Here is a 21,874-nt window from a genome sequence, read left to right as displayed (position 1 = left end):
GCAGCGGACACACCGTCTCCAGCCGGGGACGACCATTGCACTACCCGAACCACCCGGTGTGCCTTGCACGCTTGCTTCCGATTCGCCTCTAGCCTGCAGTAATGCAGCCGAGCGATGAGGATCAGAACCCAGAGGTCCGATCTGGCCGCGAGACCGGGGATCCGGGCGCCAAAGTGTCCAGGCGCGGGATGCTGCGCGGTATCGCGGCGGCCGGGGCGGGCGCCGCGGTTGCAGGACCACTGCTCGCCGCCTGCGGCAACTCGAAAAGCGACGGGCCACCCGGATACGGGACCGGGATCAACGACGGCTTCGACGGCAAGATCGAACTCGACGTCCGCGACTCCACACCGGACTGGAAGCCGTTCGAGCTGAAGAAAGCCCCGGATGGCGCACCCAACATCCTGGTGATCCTGTTCGATGACACCGGTCTGGCGTCCTGGTCGCCGTACGGCGGGCGGATCAACATGCCGACCCTGCAGAAGCTGGCCGACAACGGCCTGACCTACACCCAGTGGCACACCACCGCGCTGTGCTCGCCCACCCGGTCCTGCTTCCTCACCGGCCGCAACCATCACGTCAACCGTTTCGCGTCGATCACCGAGGGCTCTACCGGATTCCCCGGCTCGGCCGCGCGGCTGCCGGCCCAATGCGCCACTATCGGGCAGGTCCTGCAGGACAACGGCTACAGCACCTTCTGGCTCGGCAAGGAACACAACGTGCCTATAGAAGATGTCTCCAGTGGTGGCAGCAAATCGGAATGGCCGCTGCAGAAAGGGTACGACCGGTTCTACGGCTTCCTCGGCGGCGAAACCAACCAGTGGTACCCGGACCTGGTCGAGGACAACCGGTTCATCGACCAGCCCTACAGCCCCGAGCAGGGCTATCACCTGTCGAAGGACCTCGCCGACAACGCGCTCCGCATGCTGCGCGACCAGCGGTCGACCAATCCGTCGAAGCCCTGGTACATGTGGTTCTGCCCGGGCGCGAATCATGCGCCGCACCAAGTTCCCACCGAATGGGCCGACAAATACAAGGGCAAGTTCGACGACGGCTACGAGGCCTACCGCGACTGGGTGCTGGCCCGGATGATCGACAAGGGCATCATGCCCAAGGGCACGGCGATGACCCCGATCAACCCATTACCCGAGGACGTGGCGGTTCCCGCGGACGCGATGCGGCCGTGGAACACCCTCAATGCCGACGAGAAGCGTCTGTTCTCCCGCATGGCCGAAGTGTTCGCCGGATTCTCCGAATACACCGACACGCAGATCGGGCGCATCATCGACTATCTGGAGCAGACCGGCCAGATGGACAACACCCTCATCTTCTACTGCGCGGACAACGGCGCTTCCGGTGAGGGCTCGCCGAACGGCTCGGTGAACGAGAACAAATTCTTCAATGGCTATCCCGACGATCTCGCCGAGAACATGGCGCTGCTCGACCAGTTGGGCACCCCGGCCACCTACAATCACTACCCGACCGGCTGGGCGGTGGCGTTCTCCACCCCGTTCAAGATGTTCAAGCGCTATTCGGAGTACTCCGGCGGCACCTGCGACCCGCTGATCATCCACTGGCCCAAAGGAATCAAGGCCAAGGGGCAGATCCGGCACCAATATCATCACGCGATCGACATCACGCCCACGATCCTGGATGTCATCGGACTGGAGATGCCGAAGGAATACCGTGGTGTCAAGCAGTACCCGCTCAACGGTGTCTCGATGCGGTACACCTTCGACAACGCCGACACACCCACCACCCGAAAACGTCAGTACTACGAGATGCTGGGCACCCGCGGTATCTGGGAGAACGGCTGGCGGGCATCGGCGCTGCACGCGCCGATCAGCGACAAGGGGCACTTCGACCAGGACAAGTGGGAGCTGTACCACGTCGACGAGGACCGCTCGGAATCGAAGAACCTCGCCGATCAGCATCCGGACAAGCTGAAGGAGCTGATCGCGGCCTGGGATGAGGAGGCCAGGGACAACTTCGTCCTGCCCCTCGACGATCGCACCGCGACCGAACTCCTGGCCGTCGAGCGGCCGAATCCGGAGCCGCCCCGCGACACCTACACCTATTACCCCGATGCCGCGCCCGTGCCCGAGGCCATCGCGGTGAATATCCGCGGCAAGTCCTACAAGATCGTCGCCGATGTCGATCTCACCCCGCAGTCCGAAGGGGTGATCTTCGCGCACGGTTCCCGGTTCGGTGGGCATGTGCTGTTCGTCAAGGACGGTGTGCTGCACTACGTCTACAACTTCCTCGGCATCCCGCCCGAGCAGGATTTCGTCTCGCCACCGCTGCCGACGGGCAAACACACGGTGGGCATGGAATTCGTGCGGGACAAGGCCGGCCAGCACGGCGAATCCTTGGGCACCACAACGCTCTACGTCGACGACAAGCCGGTTGCGACCGGACCGATGCGGGCCCAGGCCGGCACCTTCACCCTGACCGGCGACGGGCTCTGCGTCGGTTACGACAGCGGGGACAACGTCTCCCAGCAATACCGGCACCCAGGGACGTTCACCGGAGGCACCGTTTACCGCGTCATCGTGAGTGTCGGCAAGGAGTCCTACAGCGACCTGCAGCGCGACGCGGCCAGAGCATTCGAAACCGACTGAGCGACGAACGGATCCGGGCCGAACGACACCGCCGGCCGGCGGCCTGTACGTCGCCGGCTAGCGTTTCATGGCCGGATCGGTTGCCGAACGCGGTGCCCGGGTGCCGATGACCACGGTCGCGCCCATGTCTTCGCACTCCGCGATTCGAGCGGTGAGGCCGTGCTCTCGCATGATCACCGCGGCGGCCGGAGCCTGCTCCTCGCTCTCCTCGACCAGTAGATGGCCGCCGGGAGCGAGCCAGTCGCGCGCGACGGTCGCGATGCGTCGCAGGACATCCAGCCCGTCCTCGCCGCCGTCCAGGGCCCGGCGAGGTTCGTGATCCCGGGCTTCCGGCGGCATCCCGGCGATGTGCTCGGAGGGCACGTAGGGCGTGTTCGCGAGCAGGATGTGGACGCGCCCACGAAGATCCGAGGGGACCGCGTTGAAGAGGTCGCCTTCGACCACGCGCGCGCTGACCGTCGCGAGGTTCTCCCGCGCGCAGGCCACGGCCGCCGGTTCGATATCGGATGCGGTGAGGTCGACCCGAATCCCTTGCTCCGCGAGCTCTCTCACGAAGGACATGCCGAGCGCCCCACAGCCGCAACACATATCGAGCGCGATCAGCGGCTCGTCGGCAGCGGCGCCGACTCGGTCGGATCGGATGACGGTGCGGCCCAAAGCTACTGCCTGTTCGACGAGGAATCCGGTGCGCTGGCGGGGTACGAAGACGCCCGGGGCGACGGCGACGCGGAGGCCGCGGAACTCGGCCCAGCCGAGCAGGTGTTCGAGGGGGAATCCGGCGATGCGTTGGGCGACAAGCGCTTCCAGGTGGTCGCCGTCGGTTGCCGCGCCGAGCAGGAGGGCGGCCTCGTCCTCGGCGAAGACGCAACCGGCCGCACGCAGGCGTGCGACCAGGGTGTCGGTGTCGGAAGCGGTCACCGCGTCATTGTGCACGTCCGGACCCGCGCGGCGCGCGAGCGGGTCCGGACGGGAGGGTCAGCGTTCGGTGGGGATGCGCAGGGTCCGGGTGGTGTCGAGGTAGATGCCGCGCTGCCCGCTGCGGGCGGGCGGCGGCAGCTGGGAGACGAGCTGCTCGAGGGAGGTGGTGGCGCCGACGACCGGCATGCCCGCGACGATGAAGTCGGCGACCGCGCGGCGGATGTGGTTGGGGGAGGTGACCACGATGGCGCTGGTCGCGCCCGCGTCGCGCAGCATCTGCACGCCGAACAGCGCGTTCTGGACGGTGGAGCCGGCGCGGTGGTCGGTGAGGATGCGGTTGGCGGGGATGCCGTGGCCGATCAGCCAGCCCTGCATGGCCGCCGCCTCGGTGACGCCGCTCTGCGGGTTGCCGCCGGTCACCAGGATGGGGGAGAAGGGGGAGGCGAGGGCCTGCAGCCAGGCGGCCTGGAGGCGGTTCACCAGTTCGGGGCGCATGGCCCCGTCGGGGAGCAGGCCGTAGCCGAGCACCGCGATGCCGGTCTGCGGGCCCGCGATGGCCGGGATCGGGTTGGGCAGGGTGCCGACGGCGGCGCCGATGGCGCGGAACAGGTTCCGGGTGCCGTCGGCGAGTCGCCCGTCGACGCCGTTGAGGCGGTTCATCGCCAGCTCGCGGGTGATGATGTCGCCGGCGTAGTCCGACCAGATCGCCTGCAGGGCCAGCGCCTGCGCGTCATCCGGTGATTCACCGAGCAATTGGCGCAGGTCGGCCAGGCCGGCCGCCTCGTTGCCGCTGGTGAAGTTGTCCTGTGCGGAGTTGAACAGCGCCGCGGGATCCGCGTGCGCGGTGCCGGTGCCGAGGATGGCGATGGTCGCGGCCGCTGCCGCGAGCAGGGTGGGAAAGCGCCTGGCGATCTGCACTGCTGTCGACCTTTCGGAGGGTGTCACGCATGCGTTTGCTGGCAAATCAATGAAGTAGCTAGTTATTGGCCCAGTGCTGGATGGAGACACGATACGACTGAACACGGCGGTTGTCGGGTATTTGCCCATTTGAATTCGCGAGTTCGGTCCCGGCGGGCCCGGGAACGCGCCGCCCGCGCTCCGGACAATGCGGACGCACCGGACCGGACATATCGGCGTTCCGGACGGACATTGCGGACACGTGGGACGGGGACGGTCCCGGCGCCGGATAAGCTGTGCACCCGTGGATACGACTTCGCTCATCGGCAAGGAACTCGCCGCCGCCATCAACGCCGACACCAAGCAGCGCGCCGCCGCCCTCGCCGAGCAGGGCGCCGCACCGCGCCTGGCGCTCGTGATCCCGAACGACGACCCGGCCAGCGCCTGGTACGTGAAGTCGCTCAACCGCGCCGCCGAGCGCAATGGAATCACTTGCGAGAACATCGATCTCGGCGTCGACGCCACCGCCGAGGAGATCCGCGCCAAGCTCATCGAGCTCTCCGGGGACGCCTCGGTCGACGCGATCATGCTGCAGACCCCGCTGCCCAAGGGCGTCGGCCTCGACGACGTCAGCTCCGCCATCGCCGCGGGCAAGGACGTCGACGGCGTGAGCCCGCTGTCACTGGGCCTGCTCGCCGCCGGTCTGCCTGGCTTCCCGCCGGCCACCTCCGAGGCGGTCGTGGAACTGGCGAAGTTCCACCAGGTGCCGCTGGAAGGCCGTCACGTCGCGGTGGTCGGCCGCTCCAACGTGGTCGGCAAGCCGCTGCTGCAGCTGCTGCTGGCCGAGAACGCGACCGTCACCATCGCGCACTCCCGCACCACCGACCTGCCTGCCGTCACCTCGGCCGCGGATGTCGTGGTCGCCGCGGTCGGCCGCGCGGGCCTGATCACCGCCGACCACGTGCGCGAGGGCGCGGTCGTCATCGACGTCGGCACCAACGAGGACGACAACGGCAATATCACCGGCGACGTGAACGCCGAGTCGGTCACCGGCAAGGCCGCGGCCCTGAGCCCGGTCCCCGGCGGCGTCGGCCCGGTCACCACCGCGCTGCTCATGCGCCACGTGGTCCAGGCCGCCGAATCCGGCCGCTGATCCCGGGCGGAAGCCGCTGATCCCGGATAGAAATCAGGGAGCGCCCGGCGCGGGAATCGGTCCGATTCCGCGCGCCGGGCGCTCCCTGAACTCGTTTCTAGAGGTGGTGCCTCACCAGTGGGTGGTGACGGGGTCGCCGACGGAGACGTTGTCGTAGTACCACTCGGCGTCGGCGGGTGCGAGGTTGATGCAGCCGTGGCTGACGTTCGAGTTGCCCTGCGAGTCCACCGACCAGGGGGCGGAGTGGACGTACACGCCGCCGGAGGTCAGCCGTTCGGCGAACTCACCGGTGATCAGATAGCCCTCGGGATCGTTGAGCGGGATGCCGATGGTCCGCGAGTCGAAGGTGACCGACCGCTCGCGCGACATGACCGGGAAGGTGCCGACCGGGGTCTCACGGCCTGGCTTGCCCATGGACGCGGGCATCGTGCGGGCCACGCCGTTGACCCACACCGTGAACGTGTGCGCCGACATGTCGGCGTCCGCGGTGGTGCCGCCATTGGTCTGGAACTTGATGTGATCGTGACCTGCCGAGACCGTGATCGGCGAGGACACGGGTAGATAGCGCGTGGGGGTCCACACCAGTTGCCGGTCGTCGAGCCAGGAGAACTGTCCCGCGAGGGAATTCTCGGCCTTCACGTCGACCGAGCGTTCGGCCTTGGCGCGGTCGGTGACGGCTTCCGCGAACTGGACTGTCACGGGAGCTGCGATACCGACCACCTGGCCGGGGCCCGGCGAGATCGCCTGGACCGCTGGGAGATTGGATGCCGGGAGGGCCGCGCCGGCGGCTCCGGAACCGAACGCGGCCGCCGCGGCGACAAGGCTTGCGACGAACAGAGAGCGAATCGCTTTCCGCATTCTTCCGTCCCTTCGAGAGGGTGTGGGGCTTGGTTACTCAGACTATGACTTGATCTTGAGTTCCATCCGGAAATGTTTCCGGTTCGTGACAATTGTACCGGCGTGGGTATTTTGTCGTTTTCGGGTAGGGGGGTAGTGGAGGGTCCGGAAGCAACCGCGCAGGTGGTGCAACGAAACGGTGCCCCGTTCCGGCTCGGAACGGGGCACCGCTACAGGCGGATTCGCGTGGTCAGCGGGTGATGGCCGCCACAACGTCGTCGTGCAGCGCGTCGGCGCGCGCGATGACTTCCTCGATCTGCTTCAGCACCGGAGCGAACTCCGCGCCCGCGCCCGGGTCGAGCGAAGCTACATTGATCGCGATGTTCAGCTGCGAGCTGGCGGCCGCCGAACGCGCGCAGTCGGCCGCCGCACCGATATCGGTCACCACGTTCGGGTTGCCGATGGGCAGCAGTTCCGTTGCGAGGGAGACGATCTCGTCAGCCTCGGTGACCACGGCGGCCGGCACCCGGGCGGCCTGCAGCAACGCGGCGGTGATGGCCTCGCCGCGGGCGGCCTGCTCGGCCTCGGACTCCTTGGGCAGCTTGTAGGCCGCCCCGACCGCGGTGAAGGCGGCGGCGTCGGCGTCGGCCAGCGCCAGCGAGCGCTCGCGGGCGGTGTCGGCCGCAGCGATGATCCGGTCGATGACCGGGCGATTGTCGGCGTCCTTGGCCCGGGTGGTGTAGCGCGCCACCATGGCGACGAGGGCCGCGCCCTGGGCCGCGTGCAGCGCCGCGACCGCGCCGCCGCCGGGCGCCGGCACCTTGGCGGCCAGCTGGTCCAGGTACCCCCGCAGTGTCGAGTCACCGAACGTGGTGGTGTCCTGAGTCATGCGGGGTGGCCTCCCTTGGCAGTCCTGCTGGCAATACCCGGAATTCGGGTGATTTCGCCGCCCACGCTACCGGCCGCCGCGCCACCGTCGGCAACCCGCCCGCTGTCACTTCGCCAATACGGCGACCCGCCCGCTCGGGGTATGCAAATAGTTGGGTATTGTCCGGACCATGCGTATCGGACTGTCGATCAATTACACCGACGGCTTCAAGGAGATCGCCGCCGAGGTCGCCGACCTCGAGCGGGCGGGCCTGGACATCGTGTTCGTGCCCGAGGCGTATTCGTTCGACGCGGTGAGCGCGCTGGGCTACCTGGCCGCGAAGACCGAGCGGGTGCAGCTGGCCTCCGGCATCCTGCAGCTCTACACCCGGACCCCCACGCTGACCGCCATGACCGCGGCCGGCCTGGACTACGTCTCCGACGGCCGCTACATCCTCGGCCTGGGCGCCTCGGGCCCGCAGGTGATCGAGGGCTTCCACGGCCTGCCCTACGACGCGCCGATCGGCCGCACCCGCGAGGTGCTCGAGATCTGCCGCAAGGTGTGGAAGCGCGAGCGCCTGGAATACAACGGCAAGTACTACAACATCCCGCTGCCCGAGGGCGAGGGCACCGGCTTGGGCAAGCCGCTCAAGCTGATCAATCACCCTGTGCGCGACAACATTCCGGTGCTGCTGGCCGCGCTCGGCCCGAAGAACGTCGAGCTGGCCGCGGAAATGGCCGAGGGCTGGCAGCCGATCTTCTTCCTGCCGGAGAAGGCCGACGCGGTCTGGGGCGACTCGGTGAAAGCCGGTCTGGCCAAGCGTGATCCGGCGCTGGGCAACCTCGACATCTACGCCGGTCCGGCCCTGGCCATCGGCGACAATGTGGATGGCTGGCGCGACGGCATCAAGCCGCACCTGGCGCTCTACATCGGCGGCATGGGCGCCAAGGGCAAGAACTTCTACCACGCGCTGGCCACCAAGTACGGCTACGGCGCCGAGGCGGACCGCATCCAGGAGCTGTACCTGGCGGGCCGCAAGGAAGAGGCCGCCAAGGTGGTGCCGGACGATCTGGTCCGTGACGTCAACCTGATCGGCTCGGCCGGGTTCGTGAAGGAGCGGGTCGCCGCGTTCCGCGAGGCCGGCGTCACCGTCCTCAATGTGGTGCCGATGGCGGGCACCCCCGCCGAGCGGGTGAAGCTCATCGAGCAGCTGCGCGAGCTCCTCTGACAGCTCCGTATGAACAATGAAGCCGAGTCCGGGTGATCCGGACTCGGCTTCGTCGTTCGGAGGAGGGGTGCGCCCGCGCCACACACGCCGGGCGCACCGGCTCAGCGCAGCGAACCCAGCGCGTCGTCGAGGGTGGAGTGCAGCGTGAACACCTGGTCCAGGCTGGTCATCTTCAGCTGCCGGCTGGTGGCGGGCCCGTCGGCCACCACGACCAGGCGGGTGCCGCCCGCCCGCTTGTGCACGCTGACCAGGACCGCCATCCCCGCCGAGGCGAGGAAGCTGACGGCGGTCAGGTCGATCACGAGGGCGGCGGGCGCGGCGGCCAGGGCGGTGTCGAGGGCGCTCTCCAGAGCGGAGGCGGTCGCCAGGTCGACTTCGCCGGTCACGGTGAGGACGGTGGCCTCGTCGGTGCGGGTGACCGAGGTGGTCATCGTTTCGGCGAAGGGGTGGCCGTCTGCGGAATTAGTGGTCACGTTGTTCAAATCTGCCATGATCCGTCCGTTCGTGCTGCATCGTTTGCCACATCGGCACTGGCTCGCAGGTGGGCCGCCTGCCGAAGGCGTGACGGCAGGCCCTGATTCACATTCTCCCGGCCGCGGAGAAGGACGCGGCCACGAGTCTCACCGACATCCGGACCAGCGTGCCCGGCCCGGAATGGTCGATATCGAGCTGATCGGTGAGCGCCCGCATCATGGCGATCCCGCGGCCGCGGTTGCCCGGGTCCGCGGGCAGCGGCCGCCACACGCCGGTGTCGGACACCTCGATGGTGAGGGTGTCCACGCCGCTGTCGGCGCACAGCCGGACCCGGCCGGGCTCGCCGCCCAGGTACGCGTGCTCGATGCTGTTGCTGCACGCCTCGTTCGCCGCGGACACCAGGTCCACGGCCAGATCGTGCGGAACGGCCGCGGCGGTCAGCCAGGTGCGCAGCGCGCGCCGCAGCTGCGACAGCTCCCGGGCGTCGGCGGGCACGTCCAAGCGCAGCGGCTTGGGCGGCTGCCGGTACACCACCATGGCGACGTCGTCGTCGTAGCCGCCGGTGGGGCGCAGCCGCGACAGCACCGAATCGGACACCTCGCGCGGCAATTGCGCTGCCACACGCGACAATTCGTCGGCCAGTTCCACGAAGCGGTCGTCGATGTCGACGCCGCGCTGCTCCACCAGACCGTCGGTGAACAGCACCAGCGTCGCGCCGGGCGCCATGGCGGTGGTGGCCTCCGGGCGGCGCGGAATGTCGAAGGTGGCCAACGGGAACGCGCGTCCGCCCTCCAGCAGCCGGCCCTGCTTGCCGGGCTCGGCCAGCACCGGCGGCATGTGCCCGGCATTGGAGTAGCGCACCAGCCCGCGCACCGGATCCAGGATGGCGGCGCACACCGTCGTGCACATGGCCCCGGGAATCCGGGCGGCCACGGTGTCGAGTTCGGCCAGCAGCTGCGCCGGGCCCGCGCCGCGCAGGAGCAGGGCTCGTGCGGCAGTTCGCAATTGGCCCATCACCACCGCCGCGGACAGGCCACGTCCGACGCAGTCGCCGACCACCACGCCGATCGCGCCGTCCTCCAGCCGCACCACGTCGTACCAGTCGCCGCCGATCTCGAGCGGCGGCAGCGCGGGCTCGTAGTGCACCGAGAACCGCGGCGGCAGTTCGATCGGGCCGAGCATGGCGCGTTGCAGGGTCAGGGAGGTGGAGCGGGCCTGGTCGAAGTTGCGGGCCCGCTGCACCGCCAGGCTCAGATGCCCGATCAGCAGCGAGAACAGCGCCCAGTCGCCGGGCGTGATCACCCGCGGCGCGGAGAAGCGCAGCCACAGCGCCGAATCCGCGCTCTCGCCCAGCGGCGCGACGATGCCCTCGGAGCTGGACACGTCCTCCGGGATCGCGAACATGCTGCGGCCGGGCTGCAATCGGGCCCGGTCGAGCAGGGCGCGGGCGCGGGCGTCGAGCACGCGGCGCGACTCGGCGCCGCCGAGAGTTTCCGCGTCGCCGCTGCCGGGCCGCCGGATGGGCTGGGTGATGTGCGGGGCCAGGCCCGTCGCGGTGTACTGATTGTCCTCGGACACATACAGTTCCGGCCCGGTGTGGTGACTGGGCCACACCGAGACGACCGCGGCCTCCGCGCCGACCGCGCGGCGCAGCTCCTCGAGCCCGACGGTGAGCACCTCGACCACGCTGGTGGCCGCGCCGACCGCCGTGGCCAGCCGCGACACCGCCTGATCGCGGGCCTGGGCGTCGTGCTCGGCGGTGACGTCACGCAGCGTGCCGACGAAAACCCGTTCCCCGTTCTCGGGTTTCACCAGTGAGGACGTCGACACCGCCAGCCACAGCTGCCGCCCGTCCCGGTGCCGGATGGGCATCACGAACCGGGCGGCCTCGGTGCCCAGGTCCGGGTAGCGCGGCGACTCGGGGACGGTCCAGGGATGGGGGAGCGGGTACGGGATGCCGTCGGGGCCGTAGCCGGTGAGCGCGCCGAACGCCGAATTGACCTCGATCAGCGTGCCTTCGGCGTCGACGACGAAGAACCCGTCCTGCAGCGACTCCACCAGCGCGGTCCGGAAGGCGTCGCGGCCCGCGAGATCGTCGGCGCGCGAACGCTGTTGCTCGTAGCGGCGGGTGCCGTCGAGGAAGCCGCGGGTGGCCACGTCGAGCGCCGCCATGGTCTGGAGCAGGAACTCCAGGGCGGCCTCACCGCGATCGGTGCCGTCCGGCGCGGGACCCAGCCCCTCCTGTTCGAGCAGCCGGTAGTGGTGCTCGGTGAGGTCGAGGATGCTCACCCCCTCCACCAGTGCGCGGCGGCCGAGCTCGTAGCCCTCGGCCAGGGTGTTCTGATCGGGGGCGCGCAGGTGCAGTCGCAGCGCGGCGGCGTACGCCTCGCGGAAAGCGGCCAGTACCGCGCTCACTACGGCCTCATGGCTTCACACTCGGAATGGGTTGGGAGGGATGGGATTGCCCGCGGTGGCGGGCCGCCAGCACCAGCGCGTCGTCGGTGTCCTTGGCGTGGCGGGCCAGGATCTCGGCGGTGATCTCCGAGGTCGGCTTGGACAGGTCGACGGCGTCGGCGAAGTTCGAGGTGATGCCGTCGGTCGACATCAGCAGCAAGTCGCCGGGTCGCACCGGCACCGTCTGCGGTTGCAGGTTCGGCGGCAGCAGATAGCCGACGATGCCGCCCGAGAGCAGGACCGTCGCCCGGATGGCGGGCTTGCCGGGAGCCGCGGCCACGATGCGGGATTCGACATTGCCGACCCCGAGCCAGTGCACCCGGTCGCGAGAATCGAACAGCGCCAACGAGACCGCCGCGCCGCGGGTGTCGCTCATGGCCCGGTGGCACAGCAGCATCAGCACGTCCAGGGGCTCGGCGCGGTTCTCGGAGAGCACCTGCGCGGCCCGATCCGAGGCGTCCGCCGCGGCCGCGCCGTGGCCCAGACCGTCCAGCACGGCGAAGAGCACGGAACCGCCGCCCGCGTCCAGCACCACCGAGCGGTCGCCCGAAACCCGTTGCCCGGGTAGGGCGCGTCCGGCGACGGCCCATTCGACCGCGCCGACGTAACCGTCCTCACGCACCGTTGGGCACCCACTTCCACATCTCGACGAGGGTGCCCTGGCCGGGCTGGGAATTGATGACCATGCCGTCCATCAGGCGCCGTGAGCCCGGAAGGCCCAGGCCCAGACCGCGTCCGGTGGAATAACCGTCCTCCATGGCACGTGGAATGTCGGGAATGCCGGGACCATTGTCTTTGGCCTGCACCACCATCGAGCGCCGGCCGTCCCGATCCTGTACGGCCAGCCGGATCTCCCCGGTGCCGGCGTAACTGGTGATATTGCGCGCCACTTCGGAAATGGCCGTCGCGATCATGGTGCGATCGGAGAGCGAGAAGCCGAGTTTGGCAGCCAACTCCAGCCCCGCTTGCCGAGCGGTCACGATGTCGTTGGACACGGTCACCGCGATCACCACGTCGTCAGCGGCCACGATCACGACCGTCTCGTTGACCTCTGCCCTTGATTTTGTCGTTCAGCCAGAACAAGCCCTCTTCGAGGTCCAGCGCGGTGTGCATGCCCTCGAAGGTGAGTCCCAATTGCACCATGGCGAAAGCGACTTCGGGTTGCAGGCCGACGATGACCGTCTCCGCGCCGCGCAGCTTGGTCATGTGGGCGATGGTACGCAGCGATCTGGCGGCAAAGGAGTCCATTACGTCGATTGCGGTGACATCGACGATGATGCCCTGTGCGCGATATCTGCTGACATAGGTCATCAAATCGTCTTGCAGGCGTTCGGTATCGGCATCGGTGAGCGCTGATTGCACCGACGCGATGAGATAGGTGCCCTGCTTCAGAATGGGTACCGGCATGTGCCCCGCCCTGGTTACCGTCCGTCGCGGTCGGTGACGCGCGACACTTCGTAGCCGAGCAGCCGCTCCGCTTCCTCGATGCCACCCTGGAGGTCACCGACGGCATTCATCTTCGACAGATCCAGGCCGATGGTGACCAGGGTAAGCGCGATCTCCGAAGACAGGCCGGTAATGATGACATTGGCGCCCATCAGGCCCGACGCGTCGACGGTCTGCACCAGGTGGTTGGCCACCGTGGAGTCGATCGCGGGCACACCGGTGATGTCGATGACGACGACCTTGGCGCGGTTGGCGCGAATGGCGCGCAGCAGCTGCTCGGTGAGCTGCCGGGCGCGCTGCGAGTCCAGCACACCGATGATGGGGAGGATGAGCAGCTGCTCACGCACCTGGAGCACCGGGGTGGACAGCTCGCGAATCGCCTCCTGCTGCTGGCGGATGACGCGCTCGCGCTCCTGCACGAAGGACACGGCCACGGTGTTGGCGATCCGGTTCGCGGCGGGTTCGTAGGCGTCGAGCACCAGCTTGAGCAGCTCGAAGTCGGACTGGTACTTCTCGAAGAGGCTGCGCGCCAGCACGTCTCGCAGCAGGAGCACGATTCCGACGACCTCGTCGGTCTCGACGCCTCGGGGGATGATGCGTTCGGACAGGTCGCGCGCGTAGGCCTGCAGCGCCTCGACGCTACCGGTCTCGAGCACCTCGACGTAGTTGTCGTAGACCGAGGTCGCTTCGGAGAAGATCTCCTCGGGGGTCATGGCGGTGAGCAGCTGGGCATCGGTGATGCGACGGGCCCACTCCTCGCGCAGTTCGGTGCGGTTCTGCCGCAAGTGCTCGACGAGCTGCGGGAGCAGATTGTCGACGGAATTCGCGGGCAGCGAATCCGCCGAGAGACCGATGGACACGTCGGACATGGAAACTCCTGCCCCTTTCGCTAAGGCCAGGTCGGGTGCTCACTTCCACGACCGTAGCCAGCCGTGTGCTCGGTGCCGACCCACATGGGAAGCCGGTGCCGAGCCTAGTCTTACCCACTACCCGATGGGTGCCAAACCAAACCGAGGTGGGCAGGCGATTTCGTGTCAGGTGTGCTGCTCACGGGTCTCGGCCCGGCCGAGTGAGGGTTCGGTGCCGCGATGATGGGCCAGCAGGGTGTCGTAGATGTCGGCCAATGCGGCCAGCTGGCCACGATCGAGCACATCCACCATGTGGCGGCGAACACTGTCCACGTGCGCGGGCGCGGCCGAATCGAGCACGTGCACACCCTTGTCGGTGAGCACCGCCGCGGTGCGGCGCGCGTCGTCGGGAATCGACTCGCGCGCCACCAGCCCGCGCTTCTCCATCCGCGTGATCTGATGCGACAACCGGCTCTGCGACCACTCCAGCACCGCTGCCAGCTCGGCGAAGGAGCGCCGGTGATCCGGGGCGTCGGCGAGCCGGGCCAGCACGGTGTACTCCACATAGGTCAGATTGGATTCGCGTAGGGAATCGCGTCCGACCGCGGCGGCGATCAGATCGCGGGTGAACACGAATCCGAGCCACGCGCGCATCTCGACATCATCGAGCCAACGGGTCTGCGCCACAGTTCCACTCCAGGGTTCCGCCACCATGCTAAGTCCTCCCCGCCGCCGACAAGCACATCATGGACAGGTAACACCTGCTCGGTTGAAGGTGCAACCTGTACCTGTGCGGGGCCCGCAACCCGTACCTGTCGGCGGGGGCGCGGCGGGTGCTGGATAGAGTCACTGTGCTTGAACCGTCGGCTGACCAGCCCCAGCCCTGCTCGAGGAGTCCGATTCGTGACCGCGCCTGATTTCCTGTACTCGGATCTGCTGCCCATCGGTAAGGACGACACGCCGTACCGGTTGCTCACCACCGAGGGCGTGAGCACGTTCGAGGCGAACGGGCGCACCTTCCTGCAGGTCGATCCCGAGGTGCTGCGGATGCTGACCGCGGAGGCGATGCACGACATCAGCCACTACCTGCGGCCCGCGCACCTCGCGCAGCTGCGCAAGATCATCGACGATCCGGAGTCCAGCGGCAACGACCGGTTCGTGGCCTTGGATCTGCTGAAGAACGTCAATATCTCCGCGGGTGGGATCCTGCCCATGTGCCAGGACACCGGCACCGCCATCGTGATGGGCAAGAAGTCCGAGGGTGTGCTCACCGGAGTCGATGACGCGGAATGGATTTCGCGCGGTGTGTTCGACGCCTACACCAAGCTGAACCTGCGCTACTCGCAGCTCGCGCCCATCAATATGTGGGACGAGAAGAACACCGGCAACAACCTGCCCGCGCAGATCGAGCTGTACTCCAACCAGGGCGATCCCGCGCAGCCGTCCTACAAGTTCCTGTACATGGCCAAGGGTGGCGGCTCGGCCAACAAGTCGTTCCTGTACCAGGAGACCAAGGCGATCCTGAACCCCGATCGCATGCTGGAGTTCCTGGACGAGAAGATCCGCTCGCTGGGCACCGCGGCCTGCCCGCCGTACCACCTGGCGGTCGTGATCGGCGGCACCTCGGCCGAATTCGCGCTGAAGACGGCCAAGTACGCCTCGGCGCACTACCTGGACAACATGCCCACCGAGGGCTCGATGGCCGCGCACGGCTTCCGCGACCTCGAGCTCGAGGAGCAGGTCTTCAAGCTGACCCAGTCCTTCGGCATCGGCGCGCAATTCGGCGGCAAGTACTTCTGCCACGACGTGCGTGTCATCCGCCTGCCGCGCCACGGCGCGTCCTGCCCGGTCGCCATTGCCGTGTCCTGCTCGGCGGACCGTCAGGCGCTGGCCAAGATCACCCCCGAGGGCGTGTTCCTGGAGCAGCTGGAACGTGAACCGGCGCAGTACCTTCCGGAGCAGACCGACGCCATCCTCGGCGGCGACGTCGTCAAGATCGACCTGAACCGGCCGATGTCGGAGATCCGCGACGAGCTCTCCAAGTACCCGGTCAAGACCCGCCTGTCGCTGACCGGCCCGCTGGTCGTGGCCCGCGACATCGCGCACGCCAAGATCAAGGAGCGCCTCGACGCGGGCGAGCCCATGCCGCAGTACATGCGCGACATGGCCGTCTACTACGCCGGTCCGGCCAAGACCCCCGACGGCTACGCGTCGGGCTCGTTCGGCCCCACCACCGCGGGCCGCATGGACTCCTACGTCGACCAGTTCCAGGCCGCGGGCGGCTCGCACGTCATGCTGGCCAAGGGCAACCGCTCCGCGCAGGTCACCAAGGCGTGCAAGGAGCACGGCGGCTTCTACCTCGGCTCCATCGGCGGCCCCGCCGCGCGCCTGGCGCTGGACTGCATCAAGTCGGTCGAGGTCCTCGAATACCCTGAGCTCGGCATGGAAGCCGTGTGGAAGATCGAGGTCGAGGACTTCCCCGCCTTCATCGTCGTCGACGACAAGGGCAACGACTTCTTCGCCGAGACCTCGAAGCCGATCGCGTTGCGCGTGCGCGAGCGCTCCAAGGAGCGCGTCTAACCAGCAGGAGGCAGGCGGATGCGGTATTCGGACAACCTCGAGCCCCGGTGGAACACCGCCGGGCGCACGGCCACCGCACCCGCCGCCCTCGGGCCCCGATCCTTCCGGCGCGGGGCCACCCTGCTCGGGTGCGCCGCCGCGCTGACAGTGGCGGCGCTGACCCCGGCGGTCGCCCACGCCGCCCCGGACGACATGACCGCTCCCGCAGGCGTTGTCGCGTCGTCCACTACATCGGTCGCCCCGGTCGCGGCGGAGACCGACGGTCTCGATCCGCTGCTCGCGTTCGCCTACCGGCTCGCGCAGGGCGAGGCACAGGCGCAGGGCGTGCCCTTGTGGATCGTGTCGGGGTATCGGACGCCCGCCGAGCAGGAAGCGTTGTGGGAGGACGGGATTCGGACCTACGGGAGTCCGGAGGCCGCGCGCCGGTGGGTGCTGCCGCCGAACGAGTCCACACACGTGAGCGGGCAGGCCATCGATGTCGGGCCGCGCGAGGGCGCGGCGTGGCTGGAAGCCAACGGGAATCGGTGGGGGCTGTGCCGGATGTACGACAACGAGTGGTGGCACTTCGAGCTGGCGACCGTGCCCGGCTTCGGCTGCCCCGCGCGGCTGCCCGACGCGAGTCAGCGCTGAATCGCGGAATCGACTGGCGGGTAGGAAAATTCGCGAAGCGATCGAATCGGATGGCAGGTTCGGGTATACCCGAGGTTGAACTTCGAACCTGGAGGCGTGTGGATGCGAGTGGCCGGTCCTGACCTGGTCGAGCGGCGGCGACGGCCCGCCGGAACCCGCCGGGCGGCGGCCCTGGCCGTGCTCGCCGGCGCGGGACTGGTCGGCGGTTCGGTCACGGTGGTGACCGCGACCCGCGCTGCCGCCGAGCAGCTTCCGGACCAGGCCCTCGAGGGCATCCCGTCCGCCAAGGCCGTCGCGGCGGGCACCGAGGGCCTGGACCCCCGGCTGGCTGCTGCCTTCGCCGCCGCCGCGCGCGATGCCGACGCCGCCGGCGTCACCCTCTGGATCACCTCCGGCTACCGGACGCCCGGCGAGCAGGAAGCCCTCTGGGAGGACGGTTTACAGACCTACGGCAGCCCGGAGGCGGCGCGCCGCTGGGTGCTGCCGCCCGGCGAATCCACCCATGTCACCGGCCAGGCCATCGACGTGGGCCCGATCGAGGGCGCTGCGTGGCTGGAGGCCAACGGCTCCCACTGGGGCCTGTGCCGCATGTACGACAACGAGTGGTGGCATTTCGAACTGGCCACCGTCCCCGACGGCCCCTGCCCGGCCCGTCTGCCGGACGCCAGTCAGCGCTGACCGAGGCTTCCCTCAGCGGCTGGTGTCGTTCTGCTGCTGCGGAATTCGCGGCGGTGGCAGCCGGTCGCGGACCCACGCGGTGGTCAGCCGGGTGAACGCGCGCGTCGCGGCCGTCCGGTAGGCCTGGTCGCGGCGGAGCAGGGCGACGGTGCGCGTCGGCATCGGGGGATCGAGGTCGATCGCGCGCAGGCCGGGGTAGGCCGCGGCGATGGCGGGTGGCAGCACCGTGGCCAGGGCGGTGCGGCGGACGATCTCGATCACGGACTGGACGGCATTGGCCTGCACCGCGATGCGCGGGGTCACGCCGTGGGCGCGCAGATAGTCGTCGATGTGGCCGCGGGTGGCGAAATCGCGGCTCAGGAGCGCCAATTCGGCGTCGGCGAGGTCGGCGATCGGCATCGGGGAACGGGCGGCATCGTGCTCGCCGACCACCAGACTCAGATCCTCCTCGAACAGCGGGGTGGCCTCGACGCCGGGTGGGGTCGTGCCGAGAAAGGCGATGCCGAGGTCGATGTCATCGGCGAGAATCGCGGATTCCATGGCCTCCTGGGCGTTTTCGCTGACCTCCAGGGTGATGCCGGGGTGGAGGGCGCGGAATTCGGCGATGAGCGGGCCGACCAGGTAGGGGGTGAAGGTCGGGGTGACCGCGAGGCGCAGGGTGCCGCGGGCGAGGTCCTCGACATCGTGGACCGCGCGGTCGGCGGCGGTCAGCTCGCGCAGCGCCCGGCGGGCGTGCTCGGCGTACACCGCGCCCGCGTCGGTGAGGCGGACCGACCGTCCGGTGCGGTCGAGCAGTGGCACCCCCACCAGGCGTTCGAGCTGACGGATCTGCTGGGAGAGTGTGGGCTGGGACAGGTGCAGGTCCTCGGCCGCGCGGGTGAAGTTGCCGTGCTCGGCGACGGCGAGCAGGTAGCGCAGATGCCGGAGTTCCGGGGTCACAGCACGACTATAGATGACAGCAATGATGTCCATCGATATCAAGTCTTGGACACTATAGCCACAGGTCGGGCAGGGTGAATGGCATCGGCCCGAACGGGGCCGCCACACTCGGAAGGAGTTCCTGTGCCGAACCTCGCAGACGGTCTCGGACGGTTCCAGCGCGATGTCTTCCCCGGCAAGGCGGGGCTGTTCGCCCGCCTGGCCGGCGACCACCGCCCGGGTGCGCTGTTCATCGGCTGCTCCGACGCCCGTGTGGTGCCCGAACTCATCACCTCCGCCGAAGCGGGTGAGCTGTTCGTCATCCGCAACGCGGGCAATCTGGTCCCGCCGCACACGCCCGGCGCGGCCAGCGGCGTGGTCGCCAGCATCGAGTACGCGCTGGGCGTGCTCGGGGTCAGCGACATCGTGGTGTGCGGCCACTCGGCGTGCGGGGCGATGACCGCGCTCGCCGAGGGCCAGGACCTGTCCGGTCTGCCCGCGGTCGCGGGCTGGCTGCGGCACGCCGACGCCGCCCGCGCAGCCGTCGATCCCGAGATCACCGGCGCCGCAGCGGTATCCGCGCTGGTTCGCCACAATGTGGTGGCGCAACTGGCCAATCTCGCCACCCATCCCGCGGTGGCCCGGGCTCTGGCCCGACGCACCCTCACCCTGCACGGCTGGGTGTACGACATCGGCTCCGGGCGCGTCGAGGCGCTCGATGCCGCCGGCGAATTCTCCACTCTCGCCGCCTGATTCCCCTCCCTTCGAAAGGAACCTCCCATGGTGCACGCACAGTTCGATCCCACCGCCCGCGAAGCCCTGGCCGACGCCGCCGTCGCCGCCAAGATCGCCAAGGACCTGACCTGGCAGCAGATCGCCGACGCCGCCGGGCTCTCGCCCGCCTTCACCACCGCCGCCATCCTGGGCCAGCACCCGCTGCCGGAGAAGTCGGCGCTGGCCGTGGCCGAGCTGCTGGACCTGGACGCCGACGCGGCCCGGCTGCTGCAGACCATCCCACTGCGCGGCTCGATCCCGGGCGGTGTCCCCACCGACCCGACCATCTACCGCTTCTACGAGATGCTGCAGGTCTACGGCACCACGCTGAAGGCCCTGGTGCACGAGCAGTTCGGTGACGGCATCATCTCCGCCATCAACTTCCGCCTGGACGTGAAGAAGGTCGCCGACCCCGAGGGCGGCGAGCGCGCGGTCATCACCCTGGACGGAAAGTACCTGCCGACCAAGCCGTTCTGACGCTCGACGTCCCCGTTGCCGGGACATGGCCTGAATGTCCGGAATCGGAAGCCGTTCGGTCATGTCCGGGCATCTGGCGGTTCAACTGGCCGCCTTACCGTCGTCCGTGGGGGAGCACAGCGGACGGAGATGTGATGCTGGAACCGCGACTTCGAACCATGTGGCTGGCCAATGCGGCGAGCGGGGCGGCGGCGGTCGCCGTGCGCACACCGCGCCCGATCTTCGCCGACCGGATCCGGACACCGCAGGAGACGGTGGTGGCCTCGGATCTGGAACTGGTGACGGTGACCGCTGATTCGGCCATCCTGACCTGGACCACCCGGGCCCGCAACCGCGCCGGGCGGCTGCGGCCGGTCCCCGCCGACACCGAGGTGCGCCTGGCCCCCGCCGACGGACGCGGGGAACCGCGCACCTGGTTGTCCGAAGGGCGCCGGACTCCCTACCACTACGCGGAGATCCGGGGCCTGGAACCGGGCCGCGCCTATCGGTTCGAGGCGTACTCCGACGGCCGCCGGGCCGTGCCCGCCCGCACCCTGGTGACCCGGCGTTCCGGAACACCCGAATCCACCGGTGTTTTCACCACCGCCACCCCGCCGCCCGGGCGGCTGATCCGCACCATCGCCCTCGCCAACGACCTGCACTACGGCGAACCGGCCAGCGGGCTGTTCGCGGGCCTGTTCGAGGGCCTGCGCCACGGCACCGACGAATATCCGGACTTCATGCTCACCGCTCTGCTCGAGGATCTGCGCCTGCCCGACCGGGCCGCCGATCAGCTGGTGGTGGCGGGCGACCTGACCGATTCCGGCACCGCCGAGCAGTCGCGGGGCGTCCGCGCCCGCCTCGACGAATGGGGCGAGCTGGGCCGGGACTACTTCGTGTGCCGGGGAAATCACGATGTCCGGCCGCCGGAGGAGCCCGACCACTGGGGCGAGGTCTTCCAGCCGCGCGACCGGCTGGTCGAGTACTTCGCGGGCGGACTGCGGCTCGTCGGCCTCGACACCACCCGGGTGCGCGGCGCGGGCGGCACCCTCGCCGCGCCGCAACTGGCCCACCTGCGCGAACTGCTGCGCGGTGAACCCGACCGGCCGACACTGATCTTCGGCCACCACCCGGTCACCCGGCATGCGGCCGTGAGCAATCCGGGCGGGCCCGGGTTCGTGCTGGACCGCTCCAACGCGGCCGCGCTGCACGCCCTGTACGCGAGCGCGCCCGGGGTGTTCCTGCACCACAGCGGGCACACTCACCGGAATCGGCGCACCCGCCCGGATTCCGGGATCGGCGTGGAATTCCTGGAAGTGGGTGCGGTGAAGGAGTATCCGGGTGGGTACACCCTGATCCGCGTCTACGAGGGCGGCTACGCGGTCAACTTCTACAAGACGCGGTCCGAGGCGGCGCGGCGTTGGAGCACTCGCACGCGCAGCCAATATCTTGGACTGCACCCGGATCACGCGCTGGGCAGTTGTGCCGATCGTAATCACGTTGTCCTGCGCAATTTTTCGGGATTGTCCGGTTAGCTGGGAGCAATCCGTCCGACGCACCGGAATATTCGGTCATTACGACCCGAATGTTCGTTCTGTTCGGCATACTGCCTGGTGCGAGTGCGCACGGCGACGGCTCGTTCACCGGTGTGCGCACGGCGCGGGCTCGACATCCTGGTTCGGCACTTCTTCAGCAACGGAGGCACGGTGGGCAGGCAGGGCAGGCAGTACCGTTCGAATCACGGCACGCTCCGGCACCAGCGCCCGCCCGTCCGCATCGCTCAGCGACCCGTTCACCCGTGGAGAGACATCTTCTTCGCCACCAGCTGGCTGTTCTTCGAACTCCCCACCGCGGTGCTGCTCGCGGTCTTCGTGGGCACCGGCTGGCTCGGGTACCTCCAGCACGTGGGCACCCCGGCCCAGCCGCGTTCGGCGGTCGTGGTGCCGGTCGATCCGGCCCGGCCGGGCGGGCACTGATCCGATCGGCGGGATCCCGATCATCCGATCCACCTGATCCGCAAGAGAATCGACCCCGGCGCCGCATCGGCGGTACCGGGGTCGATGTCGTTCGTCAGGTCACGAGCGCGGTCGTTCGCGT

Annotated in this window: 22 protein-coding genes; 10 read left to right on the top strand and 12 right to left on the bottom strand. The window is 68.9% G+C overall.

Translation table 11 applies throughout. The annotated features are described in order from the left end of the window. Positions 1–188: 188 nt before the first annotated feature. Positions 189–2,618, top strand: coding sequence for a sulfatase-like hydrolase/transferase (locus ACQP06_RS20540; protein ID WP_433673383.1), 2,430 nt, complete (start codon positions 189–191; stop codon positions 2,616–2,618). Positions 2,619–2,675: 57 nt separating this feature from the next. On the opposite strand, the gene ACQP06_RS20535 is transcribed toward ACQP06_RS20540, so the two are convergent. Beyond that, positions 2,676–3,536, bottom strand: coding sequence for a putative protein N(5)-glutamine methyltransferase (locus ACQP06_RS20535; protein WP_433666130.1), 861 nt, complete (start codon positions 3,534–3,536; stop codon positions 2,676–2,678). Between the two features lie 57 nt (positions 3,537–3,593). Continuing rightward, positions 3,594–4,454, bottom strand: a complete 861-nt coding sequence (locus tag ACQP06_RS20530) for a YdcF family protein (RefSeq protein ID WP_433666129.1) — start codon at positions 4,452–4,454, stop codon at positions 3,594–3,596. 283 nt (positions 4,455–4,737) lie between these two features. On the opposite strand from ACQP06_RS20530, the gene ACQP06_RS20525 reads away from it, so the two are divergent. Next, entirely contained in the window at positions 4,738–5,586 is an 849-nt protein-coding gene (locus ACQP06_RS20525) for a bifunctional 5,10-methylenetetrahydrofolate dehydrogenase/5,10-methenyltetrahydrofolate cyclohydrolase (protein WP_433666128.1), read from the top strand. 111 nt (positions 5,587–5,697) lie between these two features. Here the strand turns inward: ACQP06_RS20525 and ACQP06_RS20520 are convergent, their stop codons facing one another. Then, complete coding sequence (locus tag ACQP06_RS20520; protein WP_433666127.1) at positions 5,698–6,444, bottom strand: L,D-transpeptidase; 747 nt, start codon at positions 6,442–6,444, stop codon at positions 5,698–5,700. Between the two features lie 229 nt (positions 6,445–6,673). Beyond that, positions 6,674–7,312: a cyclodeaminase/cyclohydrolase family protein gene (locus ACQP06_RS20515; RefSeq protein ID WP_433666126.1), complete on the bottom strand. Its 639-nt coding sequence runs from the start codon at positions 7,310–7,312 to the stop codon at positions 6,674–6,676. A 169-nt stretch (positions 7,313–7,481) separates the two neighbouring features. On the opposite strand from ACQP06_RS20515, the gene ACQP06_RS20510 reads away from it, so the two are divergent. Next, a complete protein-coding gene (locus ACQP06_RS20510; protein ID WP_433666125.1) occupies positions 7,482–8,519 on the top strand; it encodes an LLM class F420-dependent oxidoreductase in 1,038 nt (345 codons plus the stop codon). A 101-nt stretch (positions 8,520–8,620) separates the two neighbouring features. On the opposite strand, the gene ACQP06_RS20505 is transcribed toward ACQP06_RS20510, so the two are convergent. The 7 genes from ACQP06_RS20505 to ACQP06_RS20475 form a co-directional block, all read right to left on the bottom strand. Beyond that, positions 8,621–8,950: an STAS domain-containing protein gene (locus ACQP06_RS20505; protein WP_433673382.1), complete on the bottom strand. Its 330-nt coding sequence runs from the start codon at positions 8,948–8,950 to the stop codon at positions 8,621–8,623. Between the two features lie 148 nt (positions 8,951–9,098). Further along, positions 9,099–11,408 (bottom strand): SpoIIE family protein phosphatase, encoded by a 2,310-nt coding sequence (locus tag ACQP06_RS20500; RefSeq protein WP_433666124.1) that lies wholly within the window; start codon positions 11,406–11,408, stop codon positions 9,099–9,101. A gap of 7 nt (positions 11,409–11,415) precedes the next feature. Then, entirely contained in the window at positions 11,416–12,069 is a 654-nt protein-coding gene (locus tag ACQP06_RS20495) for a SpoIIE family protein phosphatase (protein WP_433666123.1), read from the bottom strand. Further along, the gene (locus tag ACQP06_RS20490) at positions 12,062–12,475 is read right to left on the bottom strand and encodes an ATP-binding protein (protein ID WP_357085914.1); all 414 of its coding nucleotides are present in this window, start codon (positions 12,473–12,475) and stop codon (positions 12,062–12,064) included. The genes ACQP06_RS20495 and ACQP06_RS20490 overlap by 8 nt, the downstream gene beginning before the upstream one ends. After that, positions 12,465–12,854: an STAS domain-containing protein gene (locus ACQP06_RS20485; protein ID WP_357085279.1), complete on the bottom strand. Its 390-nt coding sequence runs from the start codon at positions 12,852–12,854 to the stop codon at positions 12,465–12,467. The genes ACQP06_RS20490 and ACQP06_RS20485 overlap by 11 nt, the downstream gene beginning before the upstream one ends. 14 nt (positions 12,855–12,868) lie before the next feature. Continuing rightward, a complete protein-coding gene (locus ACQP06_RS20480; protein WP_357284127.1) occupies positions 12,869–13,762 on the bottom strand; it encodes an STAS domain-containing protein in 894 nt (297 codons plus the stop codon). 165 nt (positions 13,763–13,927) lie between these two features. Further along, positions 13,928–14,428, bottom strand: coding sequence for a MarR family winged helix-turn-helix transcriptional regulator (locus ACQP06_RS20475; protein WP_433666122.1), 501 nt, complete (start codon positions 14,426–14,428; stop codon positions 13,928–13,930). A gap of 216 nt (positions 14,429–14,644) precedes the next feature. Between ACQP06_RS20475 and ACQP06_RS20470 the strand changes: the two genes are divergently transcribed. The 3 genes from ACQP06_RS20470 (at position 14,645) to ACQP06_RS20460 (ending at position 17,629) form a co-directional block, all read left to right on the top strand. Then, positions 14,645–16,321, top strand: a complete 1,677-nt coding sequence (locus ACQP06_RS20470; protein WP_433666121.1) for a fumarate hydratase — start codon at positions 14,645–14,647, stop codon at positions 16,319–16,321. 192 nt (positions 16,322–16,513) lie between these two features. Further along, positions 16,514–16,951, top strand: a complete 438-nt coding sequence (locus ACQP06_RS20465) for a M15 family metallopeptidase (protein WP_433673381.1) — start codon at positions 16,514–16,516, stop codon at positions 16,949–16,951. 108 nt (positions 16,952–17,059) lie between these two features. Next, entirely contained in the window at positions 17,060–17,629 is a 570-nt protein-coding gene (locus ACQP06_RS20460; protein ID WP_433666120.1) for a M15 family metallopeptidase, read from the top strand. A 12-nt stretch (positions 17,630–17,641) separates the two neighbouring features. On the opposite strand, the gene cynR is transcribed toward ACQP06_RS20460, so the two are convergent. Next, positions 17,642–18,601, bottom strand: coding sequence for a transcriptional regulator CynR (gene cynR, locus ACQP06_RS20455; protein ID WP_433666119.1), 960 nt, complete (start codon positions 18,599–18,601; stop codon positions 17,642–17,644). A 90-nt stretch (positions 18,602–18,691) separates the two neighbouring features. On the opposite strand from cynR, the gene ACQP06_RS20450 reads away from it, so the two are divergent. The 4 genes from ACQP06_RS20450 to ACQP06_RS20435 all read left to right on the top strand — a co-directional run bounded on the left by ACQP06_RS20450 (position 18,692) and on the right by ACQP06_RS20435 (position 21,753). Next, positions 18,692–19,300, top strand: a complete 609-nt coding sequence (locus ACQP06_RS20450; RefSeq protein WP_379271526.1) for a carbonic anhydrase — start codon at positions 18,692–18,694, stop codon at positions 19,298–19,300. A gap of 27 nt (positions 19,301–19,327) precedes the next feature. Next, positions 19,328–19,798 (top strand): cyanase, encoded by a 471-nt coding sequence (gene cynS / locus ACQP06_RS20445; protein ID WP_357085320.1) that lies wholly within the window; start codon positions 19,328–19,330, stop codon positions 19,796–19,798. A 134-nt stretch (positions 19,799–19,932) separates the two neighbouring features. Further along, a complete protein-coding gene (locus tag ACQP06_RS20440; RefSeq protein ID WP_433666118.1) occupies positions 19,933–21,312 on the top strand; it encodes a metallophosphoesterase in 1,380 nt (459 codons plus the stop codon). Between the two features lie 78 nt (positions 21,313–21,390). Continuing rightward, complete coding sequence (locus tag ACQP06_RS20435) at positions 21,391–21,753, top strand: hypothetical protein (protein WP_433666117.1); 363 nt, start codon at positions 21,391–21,393, stop codon at positions 21,751–21,753. The last annotated feature ends 121 nt before the right edge of the window (positions 21,754–21,874 follow it).

Origin of the sequence: Nocardia sp. CA-136227 (assembly GCF_050955695.1) — a bacterium.
Taxonomy (GTDB): Bacteria; Actinomycetota; Actinomycetes; order Mycobacteriales; family Mycobacteriaceae; genus Nocardia.
Note: the sequence above shows the minus strand (reverse complement) of the source record. Positions and strands in the feature narration are given on the sequence as shown.